Source organism: Caballeronia udeis (assembly GCF_044909315.1).
Lineage (GTDB): Bacteria > Pseudomonadota > Gammaproteobacteria > Burkholderiales > Burkholderiaceae > Caballeronia > Caballeronia udeis_A.
In genome coordinates this window covers 245329-271673 of the sequence record NZ_JBIYEB010000009.1, presented here as the reverse complement: position 1 = coordinate 271673, position 26345 = coordinate 245329, and the positions used below count along the sequence as shown (strand labels likewise).

Here is a 26345-nt window from a genome sequence, read left to right as displayed (position 1 = left end):
ACGCGCGCCGGCGCCGTAAAGATGACTCGGTCGATGCGCAAAAGGTCCTGGCGCATCGACCTGCGCGATGGCGAGCTTGCCCTTTCCTTACGCGGCCTGCTGAACGTGAGCGCGGCGCGGCGTGACCATCGACACGACAAACGCCACCACTATATTTGCGGCCAGCGCGATCAGCCCGATATACAGCGGATACGTCGCCCCACCCAGATGCAGCGCGAACACTGGCTTCAAACCCTGCGCGATCGCCATGCCGGTCCCGAGCACGATCCCGGCCAGCCAGCCGAGGAACAAGCCCGGTGTGTTAAGGCGCCGCGTATAAAGCGAGAACACAATGGCCGGGAATATCTGCAGGATCCACACGCCGCCAAGCAATTGCAGATCAATTGCATATTGCGTCGGCAGGAACACGATGAACAGCAGCGCGCCGAACTTCACCACCAGCGACACCAGCTTCGCTGTCTTCGCTTCCTTCTCGGGCGTGGTGTCGCGCACCATCAGCGGCCACAGATTTCGCGTGAACAGGTTCGCTGCACCAATCGACATGATCGCCGCCGGCACGAGCGCACTGATTGCAATGGCCGCGGCCGCGAAGCCGACGAACCACGCGGGGAACAGCTGGCCGAACAACGCGGGCACGACGTCGGACGCGAATTGCACCTTGATGCCCGCAGCAATCGCCATGTAGCCGAGCAACGCGATCAGGCCGAGCAGCAGCGTGTAGGCAGGCAGGAAGATGGCGTTCTTGCGCACGGTCGCAGCCGACGACGACGACAATACCGCGGTCATGGTATGCGGATACATGAAGGCCGCCAGCGCCGAGCCCAAGGCAAGCGACGCATACGCGGTGAATTGCGTCGGCTTGAGGATGATGCCGGTCGCACCACCCTTGGCTTTGAAGAACTGGTCGGCCGCATCGAACACATGCCCGTAGCCGCCGAGTTTCGACGGAATCAGCCACACCGCCGCGATCACCACGATATAGATCATGATGTCCTTCACGAAGGCGATCATGGCCGGAGCACGCAAACCGCTGGTGTAGGTATAGAGCGCGAGAATCACGAACGCGACAATCAGCGGCAACTCGCCGCTCACGCCCAGGCCCTTGATCACGACCTGCATGCCCACCAGTTGCAACGCAATGTACGGCATGGTCGCGATAATCCCGGTCAGCGCCACGGCCGCCGGGAACCACTTGCCGCCATATTCGCCCTGCACATAATCGGCCGCCGTAATATGGTTCCTGGCGTGAGCGACCTTCCATAGCCGGGGCATGACCGCAAACACAAACGGATAAACAATGATGGTGTAAGGCAGCGCAAAGAACCCGTATGCACCCACCGAATACACCAAGGCCGGTACGGCGATCACGGTATAGGCGGTGTAGAAATCCCCGCCTACGAGGAACCACGAAATCACGGTGCCGAACTGGCGGCCGCCCAGCCCCCATTCATGAAGTTGCGTCAGGTCGCCGCGTTTCCAGCGCGCCGCGAAAAATCCCACCACCGTCACCAGCAGGAAGAAGGCGATAAAGACCGTCATGGCTACCGGATTGACCGGAACAATATCGCTCATTTGACACCTCTATATACGATGTAAATGATGAGCGAGGTCAACGGCACCCACAGGAACTGATACCAGTAGAAGAAGGGGAAACCGGCGAAAGACGGGCGGGTATCGTTATAAAAAGGCAGCCACAGCAATGCGATATACGGAATGAGCAAGACCAGCCAAAGCCAGGAATGCTTTGTCTCTTCGGATGTTTTCATAGTAGTTTGTTCGAGATTGAGGTTCGACCTGTCACGCTTCGCGGCAGCCGGGCGCCGCGGCAAAGCTCGACATAACGACATCGGGAATTATGTTCGAGTTTTTGAAGATGTGCTGAATGCCCCTGGCAGGAGGAGTTGGAATGCGGGTCGATCGGGGAGACTGAGGAGATTGGCTGAAGGCTTTTAACGCAAGACAGGTCCTGGGCTTTTGTCTGCGCCAGTGCAAAACGCCGCTTCGTTCCCTTGCAAGGCTGCAAAGGAACGAAGCATTTGAACGCTCAGGATTGAGGCTGTTGACCAAGCAAATCCGCAAGCGCAATTGCAACGGTCTTGGTCGCAACCCGCAAGTCTTCAAGCGCAACCCGCTCGTCGGCCCGATGTCCGTTAGCCTCAAGCAGCGTCCGCGGACCGGCGCCGTAAATGACGGTGGGTACGCCCGCCTCGCAATACAAGCGGGCATCGGTATAAAGAGGTACCCCCTCAGTAGGAATGTCACGCTGAAGCGTCACCAGGGCCGCGCGTTGTAACGCCTGCGACAAGCGTTCCGAGCCGTCGAGCGCGCGCAATGGCGATGTCACCAACACCTCTTCCATCTCCACGCTGATACCCGGCAAGCCGTCCACCGCCGCCGTGATCAGCGTCTTCAATTGCTTGAGCACGTCTTGCGGATTCTCCTCCGGCACCACGCGCCGGTCGAGCCGCAAACTGACCTTGTCAGGCACCACGTTCGTGTTGATCCCGCCTTTGATCAGACCCACCACGATCGTGGGGTGATCAATACCCGGTGTCGCCGAACGGATCTCGCGCAATGCTGCCCGATGCGCGTACAGCGCGTTCAGTACCGCCGTGGCGGCTTCCAGCGCGTCATGCCCGGTATCGGGCCGCGCCGCGTGCGCCGACTTGCCCCGCACCGTGACTTCCAGGTGGATCGTGCCATTGTGCGCGGTGGTGATCGAATAAGAAAAGCCCGCACAGATAGCGTAATCGGGCTTCACGATGCCCTGCTTCAACAACCACCCCGGCCCGATCAAGCCGCCGGTTTCCTCGTCATAGGTCAGGTGTAGCTCCACCGTCCCGGCCAGCGTCGCGCCGCTCTCGATCAACGCCTTCAACGCAAACGCATAGGTGGCGAAGTCCGACTTCGATACCGCCGCCCCGCGCCCGATCATGAAACCATCGCGGATTTCGGCGCCGTATGGATCGGCGGTCCAGCCATCGCCGGGCGGCACCACGTCGCCGTGCGCGTTCAGCGCGATCACCGGCCCCGCGCCAAAGCGATGGCGAACCACGAGGTTCGTGGCGCTGATCATGCCGGCGCGCGTGACATCGCCGGCCGGCACCACATGGCGCTCGACCGTGAAGCCGAGCCTTTCCAGCCATTGCGCCGCCATCTCGGCGTGGCCTGCGCAATCGCCCGGTGGATTGTCCGACGGTTTTTGCACGAGCGCGGAAAGGAACTGGACCTCCTGGTCAAAGTGATGGTCGACGCAGTCGGTCAGGGTCAAGGCAAGGGCGAATTGGGTCATGAGCGGTGGTCTATCAAGATATTTGGCTAAGGGTTGGCTGCATGGTAACGAGTAACGCTACCGCAGGCGAGCAGCGCCAGCTTAGCGGACCCGGCGCGCGCCTTGGTGAGCGCACCCGAATTCCGCCCATAACAGATCGCGATCAATTTATTGCGTCCAGGCGCGGTTTTCATCGAAGAATATTGCATCGTCGCCCAAGCGCCGCGTTTGTTTCGCAATCAATTAAAGACCGTTCTCGGCTAAGCTTTCAGGCATGGGCACACGCTCTGCCAAACGGCGGCGAGACGTGGATTTCCGTCCGGCACGCGGACACACATGGACACTTAATTCACCGGAATACGCTTCAATGAACCATAGAGACGATACCGCGGCACTCGACCGCGACGATCCGCTAGCCCGCTTGCGCGACCAGTTCGCGCTCGGCCACGACACCATCTACCTGGACGGCAACTCGCTGGGTGTACCGCCCAAAGCCGCCGCCTCGCGCGCCGCCGCCGTCATCACCGGCGAATGGGGCGACGGTCTGATCCGCTCGTGGAACACGGCGGGATGGTTCGCGTTGCCCAAGCGGCTCGGTAACAAGCTCGCTCCGTTGATTGGCGCGGCCGAAGACGAAGTGGTCGTCACCGACACCATTTCAATCAACCTCTTCAAGATCCTCTCGGCAGCGCTGCGTGTAGCCAACGAGCGAGACCCCAAGCGTCGTGTCATTGTCTCCGAACGCTCGAATTTCCCGACCGATCTGTACATTGCGCAGGGCCTGATCGAACAACTGGATCGCGGTTATGAACTGCGTCTCGTGGATCACGCATCCGAGCTCGCCGGTGCTATCGACGAGAACACGGCCGTCGCCATGATCACGCACGTGAACTATCGCACGGGCGCCATGCACGACATGGCCGCGCTGACCCGCGTGATTCATCAGGCGGGCGCACTTGCGGTCTGGGACCTGGCGCATTCGGCAGGCGCGGTCCCGGTCGATCTCAACGCTGCCGGCGCGGATTACGCGGTCGGCTGCACCTACAAGTACCTGAATGGCGGACCGGGTTCACCTGCGTTCATCTGGGTGCCGAAGCGGCTGCAGAATGCTTTCTCACAACCTCTGTCCGGTTGGTGGGGCCACAAGAAGCCGTTTGAAATGAGCCCGGAATATCGGCCCGATGACGGCGTTGGCAGGTTCCTGTGCGGCACGCAACCCATTGTCTCCATGTCGATGGTCGAATGCGGCCTGGACGTGTTCGGGCAAACCAGCATGACCGCGTTGCGCCGCAAGTCGCTTGCGCTGAGCGACTTGTTCATTGAACTCGTGGAGACACGCTGCAGCGAATTTCCGTTGCAGCTAGTGACGCCGCGAACACATGCTGAACGCGGATCGCAGGCGAGCTTCGAACACCCGCATGGGTATGAGGTCATGCAGGCGCTGATTGCGCGTAACGTGATTGGCGATTACCGCGAGCCGCGCATCCTGCGCTTCGGCTTCACGCCGCTTTATACGCGCTATATGGATGTATGGGACGCCGTTGAAACCCTGCGCGACGTGCTCGCGACCGAAGCGTGGCGTGCACCTGAATTCGCCGAACGTGGCGCCGTTACCTGATCAAATGGAGAACGCGCGATGACACCATCACATGAAAGCGAAGGCACGGGCGGCTGTCCCATGGGGTATGGGACGGGAACGGGGACGGGGACGGCAGGCGACGCTGCGCAGAAGCCCGAAGGCTGGCATGACGCGCAGCTCGACTTCACCGGTTCGATGAGCTATGGCGACTATCTCTCGCTCGACACGCTGCTTGCGGCGCAGCATCCGCTCTCGCCCGACCACAACGAAATGTTGTTCATCGTTCAGCACCAGACGAGCGAGTTATGGATGAAGCTCGCGCTTTATGAGCTGCATGCAGCGCTTGCCGCCGTGCATCGCGATGACCTGCCGCCTGCGTTCAAGATGCTCGCGCGGGTCTCGCGCATACTCGATCAACTGGTCCAGGCGTGGAGCGTTCTCGCGACCATGACGCCGTCCGAATACACGGCAATGCGGCCTTATCTGGGGGCATCGTCCGGATTCCAGTCGCATCAGTATCGGCAGATCGAGTTCCTGCTCGGCAACAAGAACGTGCAGATGCTCAAGCCGCATGCACACAGGCCGAACGTGCTTGCCGAAGTCACCGCGACGCTTGTAGCCCCCTCGTTCTACGATGAAGTCATCCGCCTGCTTGCGCGCCGCGGTTTCCCGATCGCGCCGGAAAGGCTTGAGCGCGACTGGACTCAGCCAACCACCCACGACGCCAGCGTGGAAGCAGCGTGGCTCACGGTGTATCGCGAGCCGACCCAGCATTGGGAACTCTACGAGATGGCGGAAGAGCTTGTCGATCTCGAAGATTCTTTCCGGCAATGGCGCTTCCGTCACGTCACCACCGTCGAGCGGATCATCGGATTCAAGCAGGGCACGGGCGGTACCAGCGGCGCGCCCTATTTGCGAACGATGCTGGATGTCGTGCTGTTTCCCGAGTTATGGCACGTCAGGACGCTGCTCTGAGCGTTTGAATGTTTGACTGCGGGTTCATATTGGGGCGGTCATCCGCGTGGACCTTCCAGAATCTGGAAGCTTGAAGGTCGCGCGGGGTAAAACAGACTCGCTCTGACAAGCGGCGCGCTTTGCCCGATAATGACCCGCATGAAAATACTCCCTTCTCCCCGCCTCATGCGGCGCGCGTTGCTGGTGCTGCCCGCCGCCCTCCTGCTCGCGTCATGCGCCGCGCCTGTCGCACCAACCTCACTCGATACCGCCATTGCCGCGCCGTATCGCGGAGACAAGGCGCAGGCCCGCGACGTCTACCGGCACCCGAAAGACACACTGGAATTCTTCGGCCTCGCGCCGAACCAGAGCGTGCTGGAAATCGCGCCGGGCGGCGGTTGGTACACGGACATCCTCGCGCCGTATTTGCGGGGACGCGGCACGCTTTACGAAGCGCAGTACCTGCCACCCCAAGGAACGCTCCCGGCCGGCGAAGCGAAGAGCAATGCAGCGTTCGAACATAAGCTTGCTGCTGAGCCGGAGATCTATGGCACGGTCGTTGTCGGCACCCTGCAATCGGGGCAGTTCAAGGGCTTGCCTGCAGGACTGCAGGTTGATCGCGTGCTGACGTTCCGTAATATTCATAACTGGATAGAAGACGGTCAGGTCGATGCAAACCTGCGTGCTTTCTATTCGGTCCTTAAACCCGGCGGCGTGCTGGGTGTGGAAGAGCATCGCGCAAAGCCCGGTACATCGGTTCAGCAAATGATCGATACAGGCTACATGACTGAAGCCTACGTCATCGAGCACGCACAGGCAGCGGGTTTCAGGCTTGCCGCGCGCAGCGAGATCAACAGCAATCCCCGCGATACGAAGGGCTATCCGAACGGCGTGTGGTCCCTGCCACCGACCTACCGCGGCGGCGATACCGACCGCGCACGCTTCGCCGCCATTGGCGAGTCGGACCGGATGACGCTGCGTTTCGTCAAGCCGTAGGCGGCGCTTGCCCGGTTGCAAGGTCATTGCTGATCAAAGCAATGACCTTCCGTTGCAGCGGGCGATTCTGACAACGCAATGATGCCGCAACCGGGACCGTAGTTTGCGTGCTGTGCGCTCACCACCCCTTCTTCACTGTTTGAATCACAAGGTTATCCATGATCGAAGTCCATCACCTGAACGAATCCCGGTCGCGCCGCATCACGTGGCTGCTCGAAGAACTCGGACTCGATTACACCGTTCATGCTTACCAGCGCAATCCGAAAACGCGGCTTGCGCCGCCCGAACTCGAGAAGATTCATCCGCTGGGCAAGGCGCCCGTGATTCGCGACGGCGACGAAGTGATCTTCGAGTCCGGAGCGATCATCGAATATCTGGTCCGCAAGTATGGCAACGGCCGGCTTGCGCCCGCGCCGGACTCGCGTGACTACAACCGGTATTTACAGTTCCTCCACTACGCAGAGGGTTCCGCCATGCTGCCGCTCATGCTCAAGCTCTACACGAGCCGGCTTGGCGACGGCGCTGCACCGCTCCAACCGCGCATTGAAAGCGAAATGCAGAGGCATCTCGGTTTCCTGAACAGCGAGCTTGCGGGACGGGATTATTTTATTGGCAATGAACTGACGGGCGCCGACGTTCAACTGTCGTTCGCGGTCCAGATGGCCGTGAAGTTCTGCGGCGAAGATGCGTACCCCAACCTCACGGCGTTCGTCCGGCGCATAGAAGCGCGTGACGCGTATCAGCGGGCGATCGAGAAGTCAGGAGAGTAAGCGGTTTTGGGTGTCGTTGGCTGGCGCAAGGAACGCTTGCTCAGCCAACAGTACTCGCAAACCCCTCGGCTACGGCATCCCCGAACACGCTGGCCGCACTTTTTAAATTGCCCAACTGAACGGGGTGGATCAGCCAGATATCGAGGCTTAACGAAAAGTCCTTCACATCGACAACAGATAGTTCGGCATACGAATTACTTCGCCCAAGCACACTGCGCGGCACGAGTCCCAAACCAAGCCCCGCAGCAATCAACTTCAGTTGCATCTCGGTACCGTGCGTATCCACGCTTAGCCTGAGCTCGCGCCCCGCCCCTTGCATCGCCCGTTCCAGCGCGGCCCGGTAACCGCAGCCTAGCGGATTGAGGATCCATTCCTGCTCCGCCAGCGCCTTGATGCTCGAGCGCCGCTCAACCACCGGCCGCCGTTTGCTCTGGACCACGAGCACCTCCAGCGTCGTGATGAACCGTCCCGCCACATTGGCCGGCAGCGTGCTGGGGGACGGCAGCAGCAACGTGGCTGCATCCAGTTTCCCAAGGCTGACCTGCTGCAACAGCCCCGTGCTCCATTCGGTGTGCGACTGAACCTCCAGCGCCGGAAATGCGGTTTTCAGACGCATTACCGCATCGAACAAAACGATCTCCGCTACCACCTGCGACAGGCCAAGACGAAACGTCCCGCTCGGCACGGCCTCTTCCCGGGGAATCTCGAGCAGTTGATTCACGCTGCGCATCAGCGGCACCGCATGTTCATAGATCCGGCGCGCAATCGCGGTTGCTTGAGGAGGCTTGCTATTGCGATCCAGAAGCTCCGCGCCCAGGACCGCTTCAAGATGCTGAATCCGCCGCGATATGGCCGATTGCGTCAGCGACAACACATCCGCCGCCCGCGTCAACGAGTTATGGTCGAGCACCGCAACCAGGGTTTTAAGGTCTTCGAATAACATGCCCACCTCTCATGGTTCATATGAAAATTATGCGCTTGATGCAAGTTTCCACCTAGTCTAATCTTCAACGGCGAACCACGCGACTGCAGTATCTTTTATCGCAGTGGGCAAACTCCAGGCACGACAACACACCCGGCAGGTCGTGGCCAGCGCGTCCCTATTCCCCACTTAAGCCAGAGGTCAGACCATGCCACTCGTTCGAATCAATCTTGCGCAAACCGCCTCGCCTGAAGTCGTTCAGGCAATCAGCAACGTCGTGTATGACGCCATGATCGATGTAGTCAAAGTGCCCGAGCACGACAAGTTCCAGATCATCACGCGTCATGCGCCGGACGAATTGATCTATCCGGCGGAGGGATACCTGGGCGTGACCTACACACCGGGAATCGTGTTTATTCAGGTAACCTGGAACACCGGCAGGACGATCGAAATGAAAAAGGCCTTTTACCGCGCGGTGGCCGACGGCATACATGCGAAGACGGGCATACGAAAGGAAGACGTCTGGATCAACCTGGTCGAGGTGAATCGCGAGGACTGGTCGTTCGGCAATGGTGACATGCACTACGCGCCGAAGTAACTACCGTACGCGCAACAAGACAAACCGCCGTTCGCGCACGCACGCGACCGGCGGTCATTCGATCACGCGCTAATGCGGACGCCTGTGATTCAAGGCAATGAACACGCCCATCAGTGTGACAAACGCCAGCACGAGCAAGGTCGCGTTGAGCAGCACATGCGGATAACCAAGTTCACTGACATCAATGAACGGATACGGATAAAAATCCGACATGCTGCCGCGCCACAGCGTGATGCAAAGATAAGCTAGCGGATAAATCAGCCACAGCATGCATTGCCGCAAAGTCAGATGAAAGCGCGGCACGAACAGCACCCAATAGAGTGCCGACAACACCGGAATAATGGTGTGCAGGCATTCGTTGAGCACCGCGCGATATCCCGCCGGCGTCCACAGGTGACGCAGCAACAGGTTATAAGCCAACCCGACAAATACGATGTACACGACGACCGCCGTCACCACGGTCGGCTTGCGAAAAAATCGCCCGAGCGATGAGTGGCCAAGCGCGGCGACAAACGAAAAACACAGGGCGACGGTCAATACCGTCAGGTTCGTCAGATAGCTGCTGAGGCGTTCAATCCCATCGAATACGCTTAAGCCCCTGGCCAGCATTCGATGAACCGTGATGTCGGTTTGTGCGGCAAGCGACAGCCACGCCATGGTCGCGATCAACGCGGCCAGCAACAACGACGCCGTGCCGGATGCACGCAACGGCAACGCGTGCTCTGACCCTGCCTGTGGCTGGCTTTTCGTGCGGCTTTCAGGATGCGTGGGAACTGGCTTGGACATGCCGCGATTTTATACGCGACAAGAGGCGTCTGCAGAGCGCAGGCGTTCGAACGAACACAAGCACGCGCAACCTGAGCTCAGGATATCTTGAAGATGTTTTGCGAGCCGCGCACGTACAGGTCCTCAGCTTTCAGGAGAATGCGTTCGCGGTACAGATCGAAGGCGGCGAGCACGGCGGATTCGCCCGACCCCATTTGCGGATTGAAACTCGACAGGGCCGCATCGCCTATCTGGAATGCGATCTCGCGCGAACCGTCATACCCCCAGAAGCACACGCAGTGCCTGGAGTCGTCGTAGGACCGGCTGGGGTTCGGGAAATTGAGTTTCATACGCCATCCTAGTCCCATTCGTATAACGCGCGCGACGGTGTTCTTCATAGTAATTACCCTGACCCGGCGCTCCTTGCCTCATACGTGCAATGCTTTTGTAATGAACGAGACACGTCGATGCTCTCGCATCGTGTCCCCTGGTTCAAGTAGACTCTGGTGCCACGCAATCGATTGAACCTTCGGCGCTTTGCTTGAAAGTGCGTCGTCGGCTCCACAAGAAATCCGCTCGCCGCCTCGTGAAACCAGCCAACTTCCGCATCACCGCCGCCGTCGTAGCCAGCGCGCTTTTTATGCAAAACATGGACGGTACGATCGTCGCGACGGCCCTGCCCGCGATGGCGCGCGATCTCGGCGTTGACCCGGTGCATTTGAGCAGCGCCATTACCGCTTATCTGGTGGCGCTGACGGTCTTCATTCCCGCTAGCGGATGGGTGGCCGACCGCTTCGGCGCCAAGCGCGTCTTCATGTGGGCAATCGCAACTTTCACGCTGGCGTCACTCGCGTGTGCGGCTGCCGCGAACCTTCCGCAACTCATTGTTGCGCGTATCGTGCAGGGAATTGGCGGGGCAATGATGGTGCCGGTCGGACGTCTGATCCTGTTCCGTGGCGTCAAACGCGAGGAGTTGCTGCAGGCCACCACATGGCTCACCATGCCGGCGCTCATCGGCCCCTTGATGGGTCCGCCATTAGGCGGCTTTCTCACCGATACCCTCTCGTGGCGCAGCATCTTCTGGGTCAACGTGCCCGTTGGCATTGTGGGTCTGCTGCTGACCTGGCGCTTGTTGCCGGCCGCGCCTCCCGAACATCATGCGCCGCCTGACGTTCGCGGCATGATGTTGATAGGCGGGTCGCTCACGCTGTTCATGACCGGCATTGAATGCGCGGGACGCGGGGTCCTGCCGCCGTTTGCGTCGCCTGCATTTGTTGCTGCGGGCGTGCTGATGTTCTGGGTGGCGGTCAGGCACTGCCGCCGCGTGGACGATCCGGCCGTCGATTTCTCGCTGCTCTCCATTCCGACTTTTCATGCGGCGACTATTGCGGGAAGTCTGTTTCGTGCCGGTGCCGGCGCGCTGCCATTTCTCGTGCCGCTGACATTGCAGGCCGGGTTCGGCTATAGCGCTTCCGCTAGCGGCCTGGTGACGTTCGCCAGCGCGCTGGGGTCATTTTGCATGCGTCCCATGACATCGCTTGCACTAAGGCGCTTCTCTGTCCGGACCGTCTTGTGCGCAGGCAGCGTTTCGTTTGCCGCCGTGCTGATGGTGTGCTCGCTCATGTCGCAAAACTGGCCGGCAGGGGGCATCTTCTTGTTGCTGCTGGTGGGCGGCTTGTCGCGCTCGCTTAGCTTCGCCACCATGGGGGCGCTCGCTTTCGCCGATGTACCCAAGGCCCGGCTGGCTGCCGCCACCTCGTTCCAGGGTACCGCCCAGCAATTGATGAAAGCCGTAGGCGTGACGGTCGCGGCAGGGACCATTCAAGTCACCATGATCGTGGCCCCCGGCACGCATGCCGAACGCTGGCAGTTGGCCTCTGCCTTTATTGTTACCGCGCTCGTTGTGATTGCTTCTTATCCGATGTTCATGCGGATGCCCGCTGAAGCAGGGGCGGGGATTTCTGCTTCGCGAGGATCCGCACGCGGGCGTGCGAGCGAGGTCAAGTGACGCTATTCACGCGCGCTGCCTGAGCGGCATGTTCAAGCGCCGATCAGCACCCCGGTCCTGAACGGGACGGCACCCGTTACACGGCCCATCGGTGCGCCGGCGATCACAAAACGAATTGCGCGGCGCATGTAAAAGACACCGTCGTTTTTCGTCGTCAGCGTGGTCACTTCGTCGGTGATCGGATCGACGATATCGAACACCGGGTCACCCGCTTTCAGATGTGCCCCAACCTGCGCGCGATACACCACCACGCCGCTTGCGGGCGCAATGAACTGCTCGCTGCCGGCCAGCGGCGTTGCCGGATGACCGAGCGGCGGCAACTCGCGCGCCTCACCTTCGATCACACCGCGATACGTCAGGTAATCGACAATCGCCTCCGCGTCCTGCCCGGCAAATTCGTAGGACACGTCGCGCTGGCCGCGATGCTCGACCGTCAGCGCAACATTTGGCGCGGCAAGCGGCGTGCCCTCGCCCAGCAGCGCGCGAACGTCGTTCCACAACTGCGTGTGAACCTCGTCGAATGACTGGCCACCCGAGTCCGCACAGAGCAGGACACCGCTTGCGCCCAGATAGCGCGCGAGCGGTTCGACCGACGGCCAGCTCGCAGGGCTCGTGTACAGGTGCATGGTGGCTTCAAGCGAACAATGCAGGTCGAGGATCACGTCGGCGTCGGCCGCCACGATCAGCATCTCGCGGCGCAGGGACTCGAACTCGTTCTTCGGCTTGACCTCGGCGAGCATCTCGCACACGGCCCGCCGCAGCAAGCGCGTGTTGCTGTCCGCATCCTGCGTCCACTGGCTGCCAATACGCTTGACCAAAGCGGCGGCGGCCGGCAGCGGAAAGCTGCGGTTGAAGTTGTGGCCGCTATTCAATTCGAAGCGCCCAAGGAACTGCCCGAGCACATGTTGCGACAGTCCGATCGGATTGGCGACCGGCACCACGATCACCTCGCCACGAATGCACCCCGCCTTCTCCAGTTCGATCAGCCGCTGCTTCAGGCGCCACGCGGTCAGCATCGCGGGTATTTCGTCCGCGTGCAGCGACGCCTGTATGTAGATCTTCTCGCCCTTGCCGGGGGTGCCGAAGTGAAAGCTGACGAACTCGCGGCGCGTGCCGATGGACGTGGAAACCAGCGGCGTGCTTTGGGTATGCATCGAATGCTCCTGAAATCCTGTTAGTTGCCGTAGACGTCGAAGTCGAAGTACTTGCGGGCGATCTTCTGGTACGTGCCGTCGGCACGCATGCTGGTGATCGCCTGATCAATGCTCGCCTTCAGCGCAACGTCGTCCTTGCGCAGGCCAATGCCCGTGCCATGGTCACCCATATCCAGCATCCCGCCGACAAAACCGAATCCCTTGCCTCGCGGGGTCTTCAGGAAGCCGTTATCCGCTTCCACCGACCCCAGCAGCGCCGCGTCCAGCCGGCCAGCCGTCAGGTCTTCAAAGACACCGTCCTGGCTTTGATACGCGACCACTTCCACTCCGCCCGGCTGCCAGTTCTTCTGTGCATAGGTTTCGAACTGCGTGCCGCTCTGCACGCCAACGCGCTTGCCGCGCAAACCCTCCGCGCTGACGGTCAGGGGAGCACCGGTCTTCGCGATCAAACGCGATTTGAACTGGAACAGCTTGGTTGAAAACGCGATCTGCTGCATGCGCTTTTCGGTGATCGCCATCGACGAGATGATCGCGTCGATCTTGCGTGCCTGCAGCGCCGGGATCATGCCGGAAAACTCCATTTCGACCCATTGGCAATGCATCGCGATGCGGCGGCAGATCTCGTTGGCGAGATCGACGTCGAAACCGGTCACGGAGCCGTCGGGCATTTTTACGTCCATCGGCGGATAGGTCGGATCGATGCCCAGCCGCAACACGTTCGCGTCTTTCGCGAAGGCCGGCGTGGCGACGGTCACGGCCGCGATCACGGCGGCGGCGAGCAACGAAGGGAGGGTTTTCATCGGCGCTTACTCAGTAGTGAACACAGTGATGGGGATAGGACGCCTGCATGGTACGAGTGCAAAATGCCACCAAATAGGCCCGTTTTACTTATCATGATCACTTTTACCTATCACCCGGACGGTTACAGTGGACTTGACCTTGACTCAGCTTCGCGTATTCGTCGCTGTCGCTGAAGCCGGCAGTCTCAGGGCGGCGGCGCGCAGCCTCGGCATTGCCCAGAGCGGTGTGACGCAGCAGTTGAGGAAGCTGGAAACCAGCGCGGGCGGACCGTTGTTCGAGCGCGGGCATCGCGGTGCGCGCCTGACCTCGATCGGCGAGCGCCTGCGGATTCGGGCGGACGTGATCCTTGGCGAGTGCGTCCGAACCGAAAACGAAATGCGTCAGCTGCGCGGCGAGTTGACGGGGCAGGTCTCGCTCGGCGTCGCCGCTGAGGCCATGATGCGATTATTTCCCGCGCTGCTGGCGAGTTTTCGTGAGCGGTGCCCGCGTATCGACGTTCACCTGACCAGCGCCACGTCGCGGGTCCTGACGTCGTGGGTGCGCGACGGCAGCCTGGACTTTGCGTTGGCGCTGGCGTCGACCGAAGCCGATATCCACGACCTGGACGCCACCACGCTGTTTGAATCGCCCGTCACCGTGATCGCGCGGCAGGGTCATCCGCTGGCCCGCGCGCGATCGTTGCGGGCGCTGCAGGACTGCCAGTGGGTCAGCACCCGGCCTCGTCATTCGGGCGACGTAGTGAACCGCTTGTCCGCCTTGTTCGAGGACGCGGGGCTTGAACCGCCGCGTATCGCGGCCACCACCGAAGCCGTGTTCGACACGCTGCATTGCGTGGCCAACAGCGATTATTTGTCGCTCGAGCCCGTGCGTCTCGCGGCCCACCCATTTTTCAGGGACCACGTGGCGATCGTCCCGATCAAGGAACAGGCCATGAGTACGCGCGTGTGCCTGCTGCGCCGGGCAGGCGTGCCGCTGACGCCGGTCGCGCAGGAGCTGGCGTCCATGGCTGTATCGTTTGCGAGAATGCTGCCCGCAACGGGCGTGACTGCGGTGACCGGCGCGACCGGCGTGACAGACGAGGTGCCAGATCAATGACACTCGATACGATTGCGCCCCCGCTCCTTCGCGCGATATAGCGCGGCGTCGCTGCGCGAAAGGGACGCGTCGGGGGCTGCGTCGGCCGCATTCATGACGGTAATGCCAATGCTGACCGTCAGCGCGATTCGCCAGTCGCTTTCCATCAGCGGCGCTTCCACAATCCGTTGCTGCACTCGTTCGGCGAACGCCCTTGCATCTTTCAGGCCGATACCGGGCAGCACCACCGCGAACTCCTCGCCGCCAACGCGGCCGGCAATGCCCTGCTTTCCCAGCTCAGCCTGCAGGAGCGACGCGAAATGCCTGAGCGCCCGGTCGCCGACCGCGTGTCCCCAAGTGTCGTTGATCAATTTGAAGTGGTCCAGATCGCACATGAGGATGGCCGCGATGCCCTCTTTCGTGTGCCGTATCCGCGCGAGTACCGCCTCGAGCTGAACCATGAAATGGCGGCGATTGGGCAACTGCGTCATGAAGTCGATGGTCGCGAACTCCTTCAGTTCGGACTCTGTGCGCTTGCGTTCCGTCACGTCGGTAATGAAGCCGTGCCACAGCGTGCTGCCGTCTTCCAGCCGCCGGGGCTGTGCGTCACCCTGCCGCCAGCACAGGCCCCGTCTTGGCAACTCGACACGGTATTCAAGGTGCCACGGCGTCAGGCTCGCGGCGGAGTGTTCCAGGGACGCACGATAAGCCGCGAGATCATCCGGGTGCACGATCGAATTGATGATCGCCGCGCTCGTGGCCACCTGCTGCGGCGTGATCTCGTAGATATCTTCAATGCCCGCGCTTGCATACGAAAAAAACGACTCGCCATTCGGGAGCAGGCGATATTGAAAGACCAGACCCGGCACCTCGTTGGTCAGGCTGGTGATCAGGTCGACCGATTCCTGCAGCCGTTCCGACATCGCGCGCATGGCGGTGATATCCGTAGTGGTGCCAATCATGCGCAGTGGCCGGCCCGCGGTGTCACGGCTTACCACTTTGCCGCGGCTGGAGATCCATTTATAGCCGCCATCCTTGCACCGGATGCGATGTTCAACTTCATAACTTGGCGTCTTTTGATCGAAATGTGCCTGGATGGCCGCTTGAACGTAAGCGAGATCGTCCGGGTGGACCCGCTTGTAGCTCTCGTTGAGCTCATTGGTCAGTTCCCAGTCCGCATAACCCAGGATGGCTTTCCATCCCGCGGAATAGTGGATCTCGTTGGTAACGATATTGCGATCCCAGATGCCCGTGCCGCTGCCTGCAATGGCAAGCGCCATTCTTTTCTCTCGCTCACACAGCGCGTCCTGCTCTTCCTTTAATTGGGCGGCCACATGATCACGCTCAACGATCACTTCCGCCAGCCGGGCAAACTCGCGCAGGCATTCGTGCTCTGCCTGATTCAGTTCTCGGGGCCTGGTATCGAGCAGACAAAAGGCACCGAGCGGTTCTCCGTTCGAAGCCCGCAGCGGGCATTGCGCATAAAAACGGACGCGAGGGGTGTCCATGACAAGCGGGTGACTGTAAAAGCGCTTGTCGGCGAGGGTGTCCGGCACGACCAGGAGCTCGTCGTCACAGGTTGTCTTGCCACAGAACGATAACTCGCGAGGGCTTGGCGGGAAGAGAGGCCCCGCAGAAAGACAGTCGTATGAACTGAACCACTGCCGCTGTGCATCAACCTGCATGATCAGCGCAACGGTAACGCCGAAATGGTGTCTGGCGAGGCGGGTCAGGCCGTCGAATCGTTCGTCCGGGAGTGTGTCCCCGTCGGGCGATCGCAAGGCATGAACCGGGTTGCTTTCGTCGTCAAATTTAGCGGGAGCCAGCATATCCGATTCTGTCGACGGTGACTGGGAGCAGTGCATACAGTCTATAACGACAATTCCCGCATGGGGGCTGAGACGTTCAATCTTGCACTGCACACACAGGTGTTCGCGGTTCGACCGGCAGATTGATTTTATACAGGAACCCGCTTGTGCAACAGGCGTGCTCATGCCGGCATCAGCGTGAATTTTTCCATCATGCACGGACCGCGCGGCGCTGTTCTTCCGGTTGGTTCCGACCGGCTATCATGTCGGTCTGGGCAATACCTCGAGCTTCGGAAAACACGGTCATGACACGAAAGAAACTTGCGGACAGCGCGCCTCGGGAAACCGCTGCAATCCTGCGTCACTGGCACGACGCCGTACCCAACGACCGGTTGGCCCACCTCGTGAAGGACGCTGCGCGTTCGATGGTGCGCGCGATGCAGATGCGCCTTACCGAGCACACCGTATCGTACGGGCACTGGACGTTCCTGCGAATCTTGTGGGAGACGGATGGCCTGACGCAGCGCGAGCTGAGCACGCAGGCGGGGGTGATGGAGCCCACGACCTTTGCCGCCGTCAAGGCCATGGAGGCGCTGGGTTATGTCGAGCGTCAGCAGATGCCCGAGAACAAGAAAAACGTGCACGTCTTCCTGACTGCCGAGGGCCGGGCGCTGAAAGAAAAGCTCGTTCCGCTCGCGGAGGAAGTCAATGAGATCAGCGTGGCGAGCCTGAGCGAGCAGGACATCAAGACCGCGCGGAAGGTATTGCTCGCTTTGATTGAAAACCTGGCCGACGATGAATTGGGGTCCACGAATCCAATGCGCCGCGTGCCTTCAACGCGGGAGCTGGGACGGATCATTGCAGAGCGCGGGGATACGGTTGAGGACAGTTGACGCAGGGACGCAATAGCCTCCCTCGTTCCCCTCCTCTACACCGGTGACGGATTGCGGTCCGCGAACCCGCGTTGATGCCAGTACGGATACGGCAGCGGCAATGTGCTCGCTTTACAACCCCCGGACCACATTCAGCGCAGCGCCCACCATGTCCTTCACGACAACCTGAACCTTGCCGGCCGCTTCAGGCGCGTAGTCGAACGGTTCCGTCTCGTGCATGTAGGTCGACTGGCACATTTCCAGTTGTATCGCGTGAATGCCGCTCTCGGGGGTTCCATAGTGACGCGTGTTGTAGCCACCCTTGAAGCGGCCGTTGGCGATCCACGTATAGGCGCTCCGCGCAGCGACATCCGTGACGGCTTGCAAAGCGCCCGGCGCCGCGGTGCGCCCATCCTGCGTACCAATGTTCAGATCAGGAAGCTTGCCCTCGAACAGACGCGGCAACACGCTTGCGATGGAATGCGCTTCCCACAGCAACACGTTCGGATGCGCCGCCCGCAATCGCGCCAGTTCCGCTTCAAGCACCTCGTGATACGGCTGCCAGTAAGTGACTACGCGCCGCGCTTTCTCGGCGTCATCGGGCTGCGAGCCATCACGATACAGCGGCATGCCGCGGAAGGTTTCACCCGGGCACAGACCGGTGGTTGTCTGGCCCGGATAGAGGCTTTCGTCATCCGATGGGCGGTTCAGATCGATCACATAGCGCGAGATGCGTGCGCCCAGAATTGTCGCGCCCATCTCGCGGGCAAAGTCGTAAAGGCGGTCGAGATGCCAGTCGGTATCGGCAACGGTCAGCGCTATGTCCGTGTACAACGGCCGCAAGCTCTCGGGAATCCGGGTGCCCACATGCGGGATGGAAATGAGCAGCGGAGCGTCGCCGCGATGCAAGGTGTAGAGATCGGTCATGATGGATTCCGGGCGAAGTAGGTAGGCAAAACAAGTGTCGAAAAAAGCGCGATAGGCAAGTCGATAAGCGATTATTGGAGCGCGTCGTCCGGCAGGGCCGGCAGCGCTTCCTGCAGTGCCGGTCGAATGCGCTGGTCAAGCACGCCGCGCGTCAGGGAGATGAGCTCGGCCGCAAAACCGTCCCATTCGCTTTCACGATGCAGCAGGAAAAAACCGCGGCGTGCAAGGCCGCCGGGCGGGAGTGGCAACACGTCGATCTCGTCCAGATAGTGACGCGCCTGCCATAAGCAAAGCGGCGTGGAGATCGCGAAACCCAGGCCTGCGGCAACGAGGCTGAGCAGCGGATCGGTGGCGTCGAATTCATAACGCCTCGGACTGTCGATACCCAGATGCCGCGCAAAGCGCTCCACCTGCTGGCCGATGACCGAACGCCCCGTATACCGGATCAACGGCAGGCTGCTCGCAAGCAAACGCCAGTCCGCCGCCGGCCGCGACGCGAGGAAACGCCGCGACGCCACGGCCACGAACGCCTCGGAGAACAACGGAATCTCCACTATACGAGGGTCCGAAATGACAGTCTGGGTGCAGACGGCCAGATCGATCTCGCGATCGTGCAACTGCTTGGTCAGCCCCGGCGTCAGTCCCGACCACAACGCAATCTGCCGCGACGAACCCGACAACGCACGAATCAGTTCGGGGCCCACGGTCGCCGCGAACGAGTCCACACAGCCAAGCCGCACCGAAGCGTTACCCACATCCGATACCTCGTCAATGCGGGCGCTGACCCGTTGGGCATGATCAAGCAGCGGCGTGGCAAGTTCGAGCAACGCGCGTCCGGCGCTGTTGGCACGCGGCGGACGGCTGTCGCGGTCGAACAGGCTCGTGCCCTGCTCGCGTTCGAGCGCGGATACAGCCTGGCTGATTGCACTCTGGCTCACGCCGAGTTGCCTGGCAGCGGCAGTCATCGAACCTGTGTCGCAGACGGCTACGAACGCCTGCAGCGCACGCAAGTCGATGGGGTGACGCGGTCGTCTCATAGGCGCTCCGGTTTGGCGCGGCGCCCGCTTGGGGCAAGGTCCCAGCATGCCTGCGCTGCCAGGGACCGTGCGAAGCTGCAGCGTTTTCCGTCGATAAGCATAAGTTTGCCTTATGCAAAATGTTCGCGGAAGCGGCGTTTCCTGCAATCGCGGTGAGGTGGAGGCGTGCGGAGCGCCTGCCTCATGCACCGCCTCATGCCCCGCGCGATGTTCTGGCTTAGCGCGATCCTTCCGGAAAGTCGGCGCCGATGGTCGTCTTTTCCCACGCGTCAAAGTCGTGAGTCAGCGAAGCGACTTTCCTGCGCGCCAGTTCAAGCGCGGCTTTGCCGAGCAGCAAACGCAACGGCGGAGTGTCCGAGAGTGCTGCGTCAATGATCGCCTGCGCCGCGCGCACGGGGTCACCCGCCTGATTGCCGCTGCGCGCTTCGGTCTGCTTGCGGCGCTCGCCCGCGGTCCCCTCATAGTCATCAATGCGCGTAGCCGACTGCTTGATCGATGGTCCGGCCCAGTTGGTGCGGAATGGTCCGGGCTCGACCACGAGCACGTCGATGCCCAGCGGTTTCACTTCAATCGCGAGCGACTCCGAGATGCCTTCCACCGCGTATTTGGTGCCGTGGTAATAGCCCGTGGCCGCGAAACTCGTAATCCCGCCTATCGACGAAATGTTGACAATGAGGCCGCTCTTCTGTGCTCGCATGACGGGCAGCACGGCCTTGGTCATGTCGACGAGACCGAACACGTTGGTCTCGAACATCGCTCGAACGGCTTCGTCTTCACCTTCTTCAATTGCTGCCAGGTAGCCGTAACCGGCGTTGTTCACGAGCGCATCGATACGTCCGAAATGCTTCTGCGACTTCGCAACAACATCGGCGATCTGCTGGCGGTCGGTCACGTCCAGTTGCAGCACCAGTGCACGGTCTCCGTGACCTTCAGCCAGATCGCCAAGCTTCGACGGGTCACGGGCCGTCACCACGGCGCGCCACCCGCGCTCCAGCACCAGCTTTGCCAGCTCGCGGCCGAAACCGGTCGAACAGCCGGTGATGAGCCATACGGGATTGTCTCGATTCATCATGGAAAGCTCCTATTTATAGATCGGAAAGTCGGTTGTATTGGTGCAGCGGAATGAGGAGGGCTTTCGGAATGCAAACGTCCGGGTTCTTCGCCGGAACCACGCTCGCACGGAAATCCCCGCTAGAGCTTACTCGCGATGCGCGAATGCAGCACGGAGCAGCCGGCTTAAGGTTCCCGGAAATTTCCGGCTTCCCGGGTTCAGCTTGCTGATTCTGCGGGTGGCGACTGGCTCAAGGTCGAATCTGATTTTTAGTTTTACCAGTCCGAGGCCGGGGAGGACTTTCATTTCGACTTCGCCAACGCGCAGAAAATTGGTGCGAAAGCGACACGGGCAAACTCGCCCCTTCCGCGGTTTTCTTTAGGAGGTTAATGCCCCTTTTTTTAACATACCGAAATAATCCGGCACCCTCGAACGGTGCATCTTTGGGTTCCGAAAGGCATGAGTAATATCACGTCGCTCAAGTTGCTGTCGTAGCCATTAATCCCCATTCGGTATTGCGGATGCATCCGCCGAATCTGAGCCGCGAGCCCCGACAAGGCACCCGTTTCAAACACACGTTACGTCATTGTCATAAACAAGACGGTCAAGCTTACTGTGTATTCAAAACGACGGTAGCTCTTGCCGTCCAATAATGGTTTTACAAATCGCATTGCGCGCGTTCACTGAAAAAACCCGTACGCTTGATTACGGGTTATCCAAATTTGGCTAAATCCCTCCATCTATGTCTCACGTGTCCGGCATTTTGGCGGACACATGGTATTCATATCTCCCACGATGCTTATAACGGCGGGTTATTCAATGGCCCGATTCAAATCAGCAAGAAATTCCCGATTAAAGAAGTGGACAACCAAACAATGGAAATTTTTCCTTGTACGCTGGTCTTCGTTGATGTCGACGCAAACGCCAGTCCCAATAGCACGAGTAAAGATCCGTTGTCCTACGCCCGTCAGGCGCTTTGTTTAAACAAGACCCTGCTTCATGCAGGCATGCCCCGGCTTAATGTCTTCACGAATGCACCGGACGCGGTCAACGCCTGCTTTTCCCTCGTGCCGGAAGAGCGGCGTCCGTTCGTGCACGAACTGATCACCAGCGTCAATGTTCCAAGGAACACGGAGTTCTACGGGGCGCATTTCAAGCTCGACCTGCTCGAACAAGTGGCCGGCATGCTCGCGCCCGACATGCTGCTGTTGCTGCTCGATTCGGACATTGTCGCCATCCGTCCCCTGGACGACGAACTGCTTCACCTCTGTGCCGACGCGGGAATCGGTGCGTTTGACATATCGGATCAGGTATTTCCCGCTTACGGCAGCGCCAACGTCATCAAGGATCTCGAGATCGTGGCCGGCCGGCACCTGCTCAATCCGCGCTGGTATGGCGGCGAGTTTCTGCTGAGCACAAGCGCGTTCCTCAGGGCGTTGGTGCCTCGCGCACGCCGGCACTGTGAACGTTATGTGGCGGAGATCGCGAATTTGCAGCATCACGGCGACGAGTCGTTTATCTCCGCTGCACTCAATACGCTGGCGGACGAAGGGCAGCAGATTGTGGAGTTGGGCGCTTACCAGGCCATTGGCCGCCACTGGACCGGCAATACGCATCGCGACCTCCGATGGTTCCAGCACTGCTGCTTCGTCCACCTGCCCGACGGCAAGGCATTGATCGAACGCGAATCGCGTTATTCCGGCTTCAACCCGAACCGCTTCTGGCGCGCGGTGTCCACGGCGCATCTTCTCAACCGCGCGCGCTTTGGCATCAAGCTGTGTTTCGAGGCGACCTCGATCGCGCCGCAACTGCGCAAGATGATCGTCCCGGACAAGCCCGCCGCGCCGAGCGACGAACCGGGTTCGGGAACTGACTCGCCGGAGCCCGGCCCGGTGAGCGCGCTGCGCGTAAAACGCCGCCTGAACGAAAAGAACGACGAGCCCGTGTCCTGAGCCAATGGCTTAACGACAAACTCCTGCCGCCTCGTTATTTCAGGCCGCAGCACCCGCCACGATAGAAGCCGCAAGCAACGCCTGCGTATAGGGATGTTCGGGCGCTTGCAATACGTCCAGGGTGTCGCCCATCTCCACGATCCGCCCAGCCTTCATGACCGCCACCCTGTGCGCCATCGCACGCATCACGGCAAGGTCGTGCGTGATGAACAGGTAACTCAGCGTGTATTTTTTCTGCAGCCGCGTGAGCAGGTTGAGCACCTGCTGCTGTATCGATACATCGAGCGCGCTCGTGGGTTCATCGAGTACCAGCAGTTCCGGCTCGACCGCAAGTGCACGGGCAATGGCTATACGCTGCCGCTGGCCGCCGGAAAATTCGTGCGGACAACGCGGCAGGACCTCGGCCGGCAAACCGACTTCATCGAGCAGCGCCAGCACGCGCTGACGACGTGCCACCGCGTCCACTTCCGGCCGATGCAATGCGATCCCTTCGCCCACGATCTGCTCGATCGTCATACGCGGCGACAACGATCCGTAGGGGTCCTGAAACACCACTTGCAGCCGCGACGACACCATCCGCCGCGAGTTCGCGCTCCTGAGCGCGGACAAGGGCTGCCCGTCGATATGAATCGATCCTTCCGCCGGCCGCTGCAAGCCCAGGATGGCAGCGGCAAGCGTGGACTTGCCTGATCCTGATTCGCCCACTATGCCCAGTGTTTCGCCGCGCCTCAACGCGATGCCGACGTCCTGCAAAGCGCGGAACGAAGACGAAGAGAAGACGGATCGCCAGCCCTTCACCGACGTCCGGTAATCCACCGACAACCCCTGCACGTCGAGCACCCGCCGCGCATTCGAAGCGATCGGATCAATCGCGCGTTCAGGCTCGCTATGGATCAGGCGGCGCGTGTAGGGGTGCTGCGGATTCGCGAACAGTTCAGCGGTCGAATTGGTTTCCACCAGCACGCCCTTCTCCATCACCGCCACGCGCTGCGCAAAGCGCTTCACCAGGTTCAGGTCGTGCGTGATCAGCAGCACCGCCATGCCACGCTCCAGCGCTTCCTGTTCCTGCAAGCCAATCAGCAGTTCCACTATCTGCTGGCGCACGGTCACGTCGAGCGCGGTTGTCGGCTCGTCGGCGAGCAGCAGGCGCGGACGGCACGCCAGCGCCATCGCGATCATCGCGCGTTGCCGCTGGCCGCCCGATAGCTGATGCGGGAAGCTGTCGATACGCCGTTCCGGTTCGGGGATACCGGTACGCCGTAATAATTCAATGCCGCGCTGACGGGCCGCGTTCGGCCGCAAACCCTCGTGCAGACGCAGGCTTTCCGCGATCTGCTTGCCGATGGTGAACAGCGGGTTGAGCGCGGTCATCGGTTCCTGGAAGACCATCGCGACATCGCGGCCGCGAATGCCGCGCATCTGCTGCTCGGTCTTTTGCAGGAGGTCGTCGCCATCAAGCAGGATGCAGCCTGTCTGGCGAGCGTTGTCCGCAAGCCCCAGGATGGAAAGCGCCGTGACGCTCTTGCCCGAACCCGATTCGCCGACCAGCGCCACGCGTTCGCCGCGCTCTATGGATAGGTTCAGGTCCCGTACGACCGTCTTGTCGCCGAAGCCAATCGATAAACCGTCGAGTTGCAGCAAAGGAGTTGTCACTTCTGTGCCCCTCCGAATGCGGAACCGCGCGTACGGGTATCGAGCGCATTGCGTAACGCGTCCCCCATGAACGTCAGCAGCAGCAAGGTGACGACAAGGCCGCCGAACGCCGCTCCGGAAATCCACCACGCATCGAGATTGTTTTTGCCTTCGGCAAGCAGTTCGCCCAGGCTCGGGGTTGGCGCGGGCACGCCAAGTCCAAGGAAATCGAGGCTGGTCAGCGAGAGGATCGCAGCACTCATGCGAAACGGCAGGAACGTGATCACCGGCGTCAGGCTGTTGGGCAATACGTGACGCCACATGATCTGCCAGTTCGACAAACCCATCGTGCGAGCGGCGCGAACGTAGTCAAGCGAACGGTTGCGCAGGAATTCCGCGCGCACATAGTCCGAGAGCGTCAGCCATCCGAACGCCGAGAGCAGGATGAACAGCAGCCACAAGGTCGGCTCGAAGATCGACGCGAAGATGATCAGCAGGTACAAGTCGGGCATCGAACTCCAGATCTCGATCAGACGCTGGCCGATCAAGTCGGTACGTCCGCCGTAAAAGCCCTGCACCGCGCCCGTCAGAACGCCCAGCAAGACGCCCGAGACAGTCAGTGCGAGCGCCATGAGCACAGAGAGCCGGAAACCGTACAGCAGGCGTGAGAACACGTCGCGGCCGAACTGGTCGGTGCCGATCCAGTTCGCGGCCGAGGGCGGTGCGGGATTGGGCGTGGTCGCGAAATAGTCGACCGTGTCGTAGTGAAAATGATTGGGCGGATAGATCGCGAAGTTGCCCTTCGATTCCAGCCGGTCGCGAATATACGGGTCGAGATAATTTGTGCGCGCGGGGAAATCGCCGCCGAATACCTTTTCCGAATAGTCCTTCAGGATCGGGAAATAATAATGTCCCCCGTAGCGGACCAGCAGCGGCCTGTCGTTTGCCAGCACCTCGCCCAGCAGGCTGATGGCGAACAACGCAACGAACACAACCGTGCTCCAGTAACCCAGCCGCTGCGCCTTGAAACGAAGCCATACGCGCCGGCCCGGCGACTCGGACGGCAGCGCTGCCGCGGCAGAAGTTTCCCCCATGATCGGGTTCACGGAGACGTTCATGCTCTCACCGGTCCAGCCGGTCGAACTGGATACGGGGGTCGACGAGGACATAACACACGTCCGCAATGAGCTTGGTCACAAGACCAATCAGGGTGAACAGGTAGAGCGAACCGAGCACGACGGGATAGTCGCGCCGGATCACCGAGTCGTAGGAAAGCTGGCCCATGCCATCGAGTGAAAACAATGTCTCGATCAGCAGGTTGCCATTGAGGAATGCACCGACGAACGCTGCCGGCAGCCCGGTCAGGAGCGGAATCATCGCGTTGCGCAGCACGTGCTTCCAGAGCACGTCGCGTTGCGGCGCGCCCTTCGCGCGGGCGGTCAGCACGTATTGCCGGCTGATCTCTTCGAGGAACGTGTTCTTCGTGAGGATCGTGACGATCGCAAAGTTGCCGACCACCGCCGCGGTCACAGGCAACGCGATGTGCCACAGGTAATCGAGTACCTTTCCTGCCATGCTGAGCTGGTCGAAGTCGTCGGAGGTGAGCCCGCGCATGGGGAACGCCTGCCATAGCGTGCCGCCGCCAAACAGCATCAGCAGCAGGACGCCAAGCACGAAACCGGGAATGGCGTAGCCGGTCAGCACGAGCACGCTCGTGGCGGTATCGAAGCGGGAGCCGTTTCGCACGGCCTTCGAAATCCCCAGCGGCACTGCAATGAGATAGATCAGCAGCACCGTCCACAGTCCCAGCGTGATGGACACCGGCAGCTTCGAACGGATCACCGCCCAGACACTTTGATGCTGGTAATACGACTGGCCGAGATTAAAGCTCGCGTAGTTCCTGAGCATGCTCATATAGCGTACGAGCGGCGGCTTGTCGAAGCCGAATTGCTTCTTGAGTTGCTCGACCTGCTGCGGATCGACTCCCTGGCTGCCGTGATACCCGCTGCCTCCGCCCCCTTCGCCGCCGTGACTTCCACCATGGCGCATCTGCGTCATGATCTGTTCGACCGGACCGCCCGGCACGAACTGCGTCACAACAAATGTCAGCGTGACGACGCCGATCAGCGTGGGGATCATCAGCAACAGGCGTCTGAGGATATAAGCGGCCATGA

Annotated in this window: 24 protein-coding genes; 9 read left to right on the top strand and 15 right to left on the bottom strand. The window is 60.8% G+C overall.

Annotated features, from left to right (window positions below; translation table 11 throughout):
• Window positions 1-87 precede the first annotated feature (87 nt).
• The 3 genes from mctP to ABH944_RS17270 form a co-directional block, all read right to left on the bottom strand.
• Entirely contained in the window at window positions 88-1572 is a 1485-nt protein-coding gene (mctP, locus tag ABH944_RS17280; RefSeq protein WP_404609399.1) for a monocarboxylate uptake permease MctP, read from the bottom strand.
• Complete coding sequence (locus tag ABH944_RS17275) at window positions 1569-1766, bottom strand: DUF3311 domain-containing protein (RefSeq protein ID WP_062088110.1); 198 nt, start codon at window positions 1764-1766, stop codon at window positions 1569-1571. The genes mctP and ABH944_RS17275 overlap by 4 nt, the downstream gene beginning before the upstream one ends.
• 278 nt (window positions 1767-2044) lie before the next feature.
• Window positions 2045-3292 carry an ArgE/DapE family deacylase gene (locus ABH944_RS17270; protein WP_404609397.1) on the bottom strand — a complete coding sequence of 416 codons (1248 nt, stop codon included), beginning with the start codon at window positions 3290-3292 and terminating at the stop codon, window positions 2045-2047.
• A gap of 346 nt (window positions 3293-3638) precedes the next feature.
• Between ABH944_RS17270 and kynU the strand changes: the two genes are divergently transcribed.
• The 4 genes from kynU (at window position 3639) to ABH944_RS17250 (ending at window position 7570) form a co-directional block, all read left to right on the top strand.
• The gene (gene kynU, locus ABH944_RS17265; protein WP_404609395.1) at window positions 3639-4889 is read left to right on the top strand and encodes a kynureninase; all 1251 of its coding nucleotides are present in this window, start codon (window positions 3639-3641) and stop codon (window positions 4887-4889) included.
• An 18-nt stretch (window positions 4890-4907) separates the two neighbouring features.
• Window positions 4908-5825, top strand: coding sequence for a tryptophan 2,3-dioxygenase (gene kynA / locus ABH944_RS17260; protein WP_404609393.1), 918 nt, complete (start codon window positions 4908-4910; stop codon window positions 5823-5825).
• 138 nt (window positions 5826-5963) lie between these two features.
• Window positions 5964-6800 carry a class I SAM-dependent methyltransferase gene (locus ABH944_RS17255; protein WP_404609392.1) on the top strand — a complete coding sequence of 279 codons (837 nt, stop codon included), beginning with the start codon at window positions 5964-5966 and terminating at the stop codon, window positions 6798-6800.
• Between the two features lie 158 nt (window positions 6801-6958).
• Complete coding sequence (locus ABH944_RS17250; protein WP_404609390.1) at window positions 6959-7570, top strand: glutathione S-transferase family protein; 612 nt, start codon at window positions 6959-6961, stop codon at window positions 7568-7570.
• 40 nt (window positions 7571-7610) lie between these two features.
• Here ABH944_RS17250 and ABH944_RS17245 read toward each other — a convergent pair whose 3' ends face one another.
• The gene (locus tag ABH944_RS17245) at window positions 7611-8513 is read right to left on the bottom strand and encodes a LysR family transcriptional regulator (protein ID WP_404609388.1); all 903 of its coding nucleotides are present in this window, start codon (window positions 8511-8513) and stop codon (window positions 7611-7613) included.
• A 187-nt stretch (window positions 8514-8700) separates the two neighbouring features.
• Here ABH944_RS17245 and ABH944_RS17240 point away from each other — a divergent pair, with 187 nt between their 5' ends.
• Window positions 8701-9090 (top strand): tautomerase family protein, encoded by a 390-nt coding sequence (locus tag ABH944_RS17240; protein WP_404609386.1) that lies wholly within the window; start codon window positions 8701-8703, stop codon window positions 9088-9090.
• Window positions 9091-9159: 69 nt separating this feature from the next.
• Here the strand turns inward: ABH944_RS17240 and ABH944_RS17235 are convergent, their stop codons facing one another.
• Together ABH944_RS17235 and ABH944_RS17230 are read right to left on the bottom strand one after the other, a co-directional pair.
• Window positions 9160-9876: a Pr6Pr family membrane protein gene (locus tag ABH944_RS17235; protein WP_404609384.1), complete on the bottom strand. Its 717-nt coding sequence runs from the start codon at window positions 9874-9876 to the stop codon at window positions 9160-9162.
• Between the two features lie 77 nt (window positions 9877-9953).
• On the bottom strand, window positions 9954-10205 hold the full coding sequence (locus tag ABH944_RS17230; protein WP_047846077.1) for a DUF1488 family protein: 252 nt from the start codon (window positions 10203-10205) through the stop codon (window positions 9954-9956).
• A 236-nt stretch (window positions 10206-10441) separates the two neighbouring features.
• Between ABH944_RS17230 and ABH944_RS17225 the strand changes: the two genes are divergently transcribed.
• Window positions 10442-11863 (top strand): MFS transporter, encoded by a 1422-nt coding sequence (locus ABH944_RS17225; RefSeq protein WP_404609448.1) that lies wholly within the window; start codon window positions 10442-10444, stop codon window positions 11861-11863.
• A gap of 32 nt (window positions 11864-11895) precedes the next feature.
• On the opposite strand, the gene ABH944_RS17220 is transcribed toward ABH944_RS17225, so the two are convergent.
• Together ABH944_RS17220 and ABH944_RS17215 are read right to left on the bottom strand one after the other, a co-directional pair.
• Window positions 11896-13017 carry a succinylglutamate desuccinylase/aspartoacylase family protein gene (locus tag ABH944_RS17220; protein WP_404609382.1) on the bottom strand — a complete coding sequence of 374 codons (1122 nt, stop codon included), beginning with the start codon at window positions 13015-13017 and terminating at the stop codon, window positions 11896-11898.
• A 20-nt stretch (window positions 13018-13037) separates the two neighbouring features.
• On the bottom strand, window positions 13038-13817 hold the full coding sequence (locus ABH944_RS17215; protein ID WP_404609380.1) for a transporter substrate-binding domain-containing protein: 780 nt from the start codon (window positions 13815-13817) through the stop codon (window positions 13038-13040).
• 139 nt (window positions 13818-13956) lie between these two features.
• Here ABH944_RS17215 and ABH944_RS17210 point away from each other — a divergent pair, with 139 nt between their 5' ends.
• Window positions 13957-14913 (top strand): LysR substrate-binding domain-containing protein, encoded by a 957-nt coding sequence (locus ABH944_RS17210; RefSeq protein WP_404609378.1) that lies wholly within the window; start codon window positions 13957-13959, stop codon window positions 14911-14913.
• On the opposite strand, the gene ABH944_RS17205 is transcribed toward ABH944_RS17210, so the two are convergent.
• Window positions 14907-16721, bottom strand: a complete 1815-nt coding sequence (locus ABH944_RS17205) for a sensor domain-containing diguanylate cyclase (protein ID WP_404609376.1) — start codon at window positions 16719-16721, stop codon at window positions 14907-14909. The genes ABH944_RS17210 and ABH944_RS17205 overlap by 7 nt on opposite strands.
• A gap of 284 nt (window positions 16722-17005) precedes the next feature.
• Here ABH944_RS17205 and ABH944_RS17200 point away from each other — a divergent pair, with 284 nt between their 5' ends.
• Complete coding sequence (locus tag ABH944_RS17200; RefSeq protein WP_404609375.1) at window positions 17006-17593, top strand: MarR family winged helix-turn-helix transcriptional regulator; 588 nt, start codon at window positions 17006-17008, stop codon at window positions 17591-17593.
• A 111-nt stretch (window positions 17594-17704) separates the two neighbouring features.
• Here the strand turns inward: ABH944_RS17200 and hutG are convergent, their stop codons facing one another.
• From hutG to ABH944_RS17185, 3 genes are all read right to left on the bottom strand, one after another.
• The gene (gene hutG / locus ABH944_RS17195; protein WP_404609373.1) at window positions 17705-18499 is read right to left on the bottom strand and encodes an N-formylglutamate deformylase; all 795 of its coding nucleotides are present in this window, start codon (window positions 18497-18499) and stop codon (window positions 17705-17707) included.
• A gap of 71 nt (window positions 18500-18570) precedes the next feature.
• Window positions 18571-19536: a LysR family transcriptional regulator gene (locus ABH944_RS17190; protein ID WP_404609371.1), complete on the bottom strand. Its 966-nt coding sequence runs from the start codon at window positions 19534-19536 to the stop codon at window positions 18571-18573.
• Between the two features lie 217 nt (window positions 19537-19753).
• Window positions 19754-20608 carry an oxidoreductase gene (locus ABH944_RS17185; RefSeq protein WP_404609369.1) on the bottom strand — a complete coding sequence of 285 codons (855 nt, stop codon included), beginning with the start codon at window positions 20606-20608 and terminating at the stop codon, window positions 19754-19756.
• 854 nt (window positions 20609-21462) lie between these two features.
• Between ABH944_RS17185 and ABH944_RS17180 the strand changes: the two genes are divergently transcribed.
• On the top strand, window positions 21463-22539 hold the full coding sequence (locus ABH944_RS17180) for a hypothetical protein (protein WP_404609368.1): 1077 nt from the start codon (window positions 21463-21465) through the stop codon (window positions 22537-22539).
• 39 nt (window positions 22540-22578) lie between these two features.
• Here the strand turns inward: ABH944_RS17180 and ABH944_RS17175 are convergent, their stop codons facing one another.
• Genes ABH944_RS17175 through ABH944_RS17165 form a run of 3 tightly spaced genes read right to left on the bottom strand, consistent with a single transcriptional unit; the run spans window position 22579 to window position 26343 of the window.
• Window positions 22579-24192, bottom strand: a complete 1614-nt coding sequence (locus ABH944_RS17175; protein ID WP_404609366.1) for an ABC transporter ATP-binding protein — start codon at window positions 24190-24192, stop codon at window positions 22579-22581.
• Window positions 24189-25340 (bottom strand): ABC transporter permease, encoded by a 1152-nt coding sequence (locus ABH944_RS17170; RefSeq protein WP_404609364.1) that lies wholly within the window; start codon window positions 25338-25340, stop codon window positions 24189-24191. Before ABH944_RS17170 ends, ABH944_RS17175 begins: the two co-directional genes overlap by 4 nt.
• A complete protein-coding gene (locus ABH944_RS17165; RefSeq protein ID WP_404609362.1) occupies window positions 25294-26343 on the bottom strand; it encodes a microcin C ABC transporter permease YejB in 1050 nt (349 codons plus the stop codon). The genes ABH944_RS17170 and ABH944_RS17165 overlap by 47 nt, the downstream gene beginning before the upstream one ends.
• Window positions 26344-26345 lie beyond the last annotated feature (2 nt).

Bases quoted from the DNA above. Each gene is read 5' to 3' on its own strand.
- mctP (WP_404609399.1), bottom strand. From the start codon at position 1,572: ATGAGCGATATTGTTCCGGTCAATCCGGTAGCCATGACGGTCTTTATC.
- ABH944_RS17275 (WP_062088110.1), bottom strand. From the start codon at position 1,766: ATGAAAACATCCGAAGAGACAAAGCATTCCTGGCTTTGGCTGGTCTTG.
- ABH944_RS17270 (WP_404609397.1), bottom strand. From the start codon at position 3,292: ATGACCCAATTCGCCCTTGCCTTGACCCTGACCGACTGCGTCGACCAT.
- kynU (WP_404609395.1), top strand. From the start codon at position 3,639: ATGAACCATAGAGACGATACCGCGGCACTCGACCGCGACGATCCGCTA.
- kynA (WP_404609393.1), top strand. From the start codon at position 4,908: ATGACACCATCACATGAAAGCGAAGGCACGGGCGGCTGTCCCATGGGG.
- ABH944_RS17255 (WP_404609392.1), top strand. From the start codon at position 5,964: ATGAAAATACTCCCTTCTCCCCGCCTCATGCGGCGCGCGTTGCTGGTG.
- ABH944_RS17250 (WP_404609390.1), top strand. From the start codon at position 6,959: ATGATCGAAGTCCATCACCTGAACGAATCCCGGTCGCGCCGCATCACG.
- ABH944_RS17245 (WP_404609388.1), bottom strand. From the start codon at position 8,513: ATGTTATTCGAAGACCTTAAAACCCTGGTTGCGGTGCTCGACCATAAC.
- ABH944_RS17240 (WP_404609386.1), top strand. From the start codon at position 8,701: ATGCCACTCGTTCGAATCAATCTTGCGCAAACCGCCTCGCCTGAAGTC.
- ABH944_RS17235 (WP_404609384.1), bottom strand. From the start codon at position 9,876: ATGTCCAAGCCAGTTCCCACGCATCCTGAAAGCCGCACGAAAAGCCAG.
- ABH944_RS17230 (WP_047846077.1), bottom strand. From the start codon at position 10,205: ATGAAACTCAATTTCCCGAACCCCAGCCGGTCCTACGACGACTCCAGG.
- ABH944_RS17220 (WP_404609382.1), bottom strand. From the start codon at position 13,017: ATGCATACCCAAAGCACGCCGCTGGTTTCCACGTCCATCGGCACGCGC.
- ABH944_RS17215 (WP_404609380.1), bottom strand. From the start codon at position 13,817: ATGAAAACCCTCCCTTCGTTGCTCGCCGCCGCCGTGATCGCGGCCGTG.
- ABH944_RS17205 (WP_404609376.1), bottom strand. From the start codon at position 16,721: ATGCTGGCTCCCGCTAAATTTGACGACGAAAGCAACCCGGTTCATGCC.
- ABH944_RS17200 (WP_404609375.1), top strand. From the start codon at position 17,006: ATGACACGAAAGAAACTTGCGGACAGCGCGCCTCGGGAAACCGCTGCA.
- hutG (WP_404609373.1), bottom strand. From the start codon at position 18,499: ATGACCGATCTCTACACCTTGCATCGCGGCGACGCTCCGCTGCTCATT.
- ABH944_RS17190 (WP_404609371.1), bottom strand. From the start codon at position 19,536: ATGAGACGACCGCGTCACCCCATCGACTTGCGTGCGCTGCAGGCGTTC.
- ABH944_RS17185 (WP_404609369.1), bottom strand. From the start codon at position 20,608: ATGATGAATCGAGACAATCCCGTATGGCTCATCACCGGCTGTTCGACC.
- ABH944_RS17180 (WP_404609368.1), top strand. From the start codon at position 21,463: ATGGAAATTTTTCCTTGTACGCTGGTCTTCGTTGATGTCGACGCAAAC.
- ABH944_RS17170 (WP_404609364.1), bottom strand. From the start codon at position 25,340: ATGTCCTCGTCGACCCCCGTATCCAGTTCGACCGGCTGGACCGGTGAG.
- ABH944_RS17165 (WP_404609362.1), bottom strand. From the start codon at position 26,343: ATGGCCGCTTATATCCTCAGACGCCTGTTGCTGATGATCCCCACGCTG.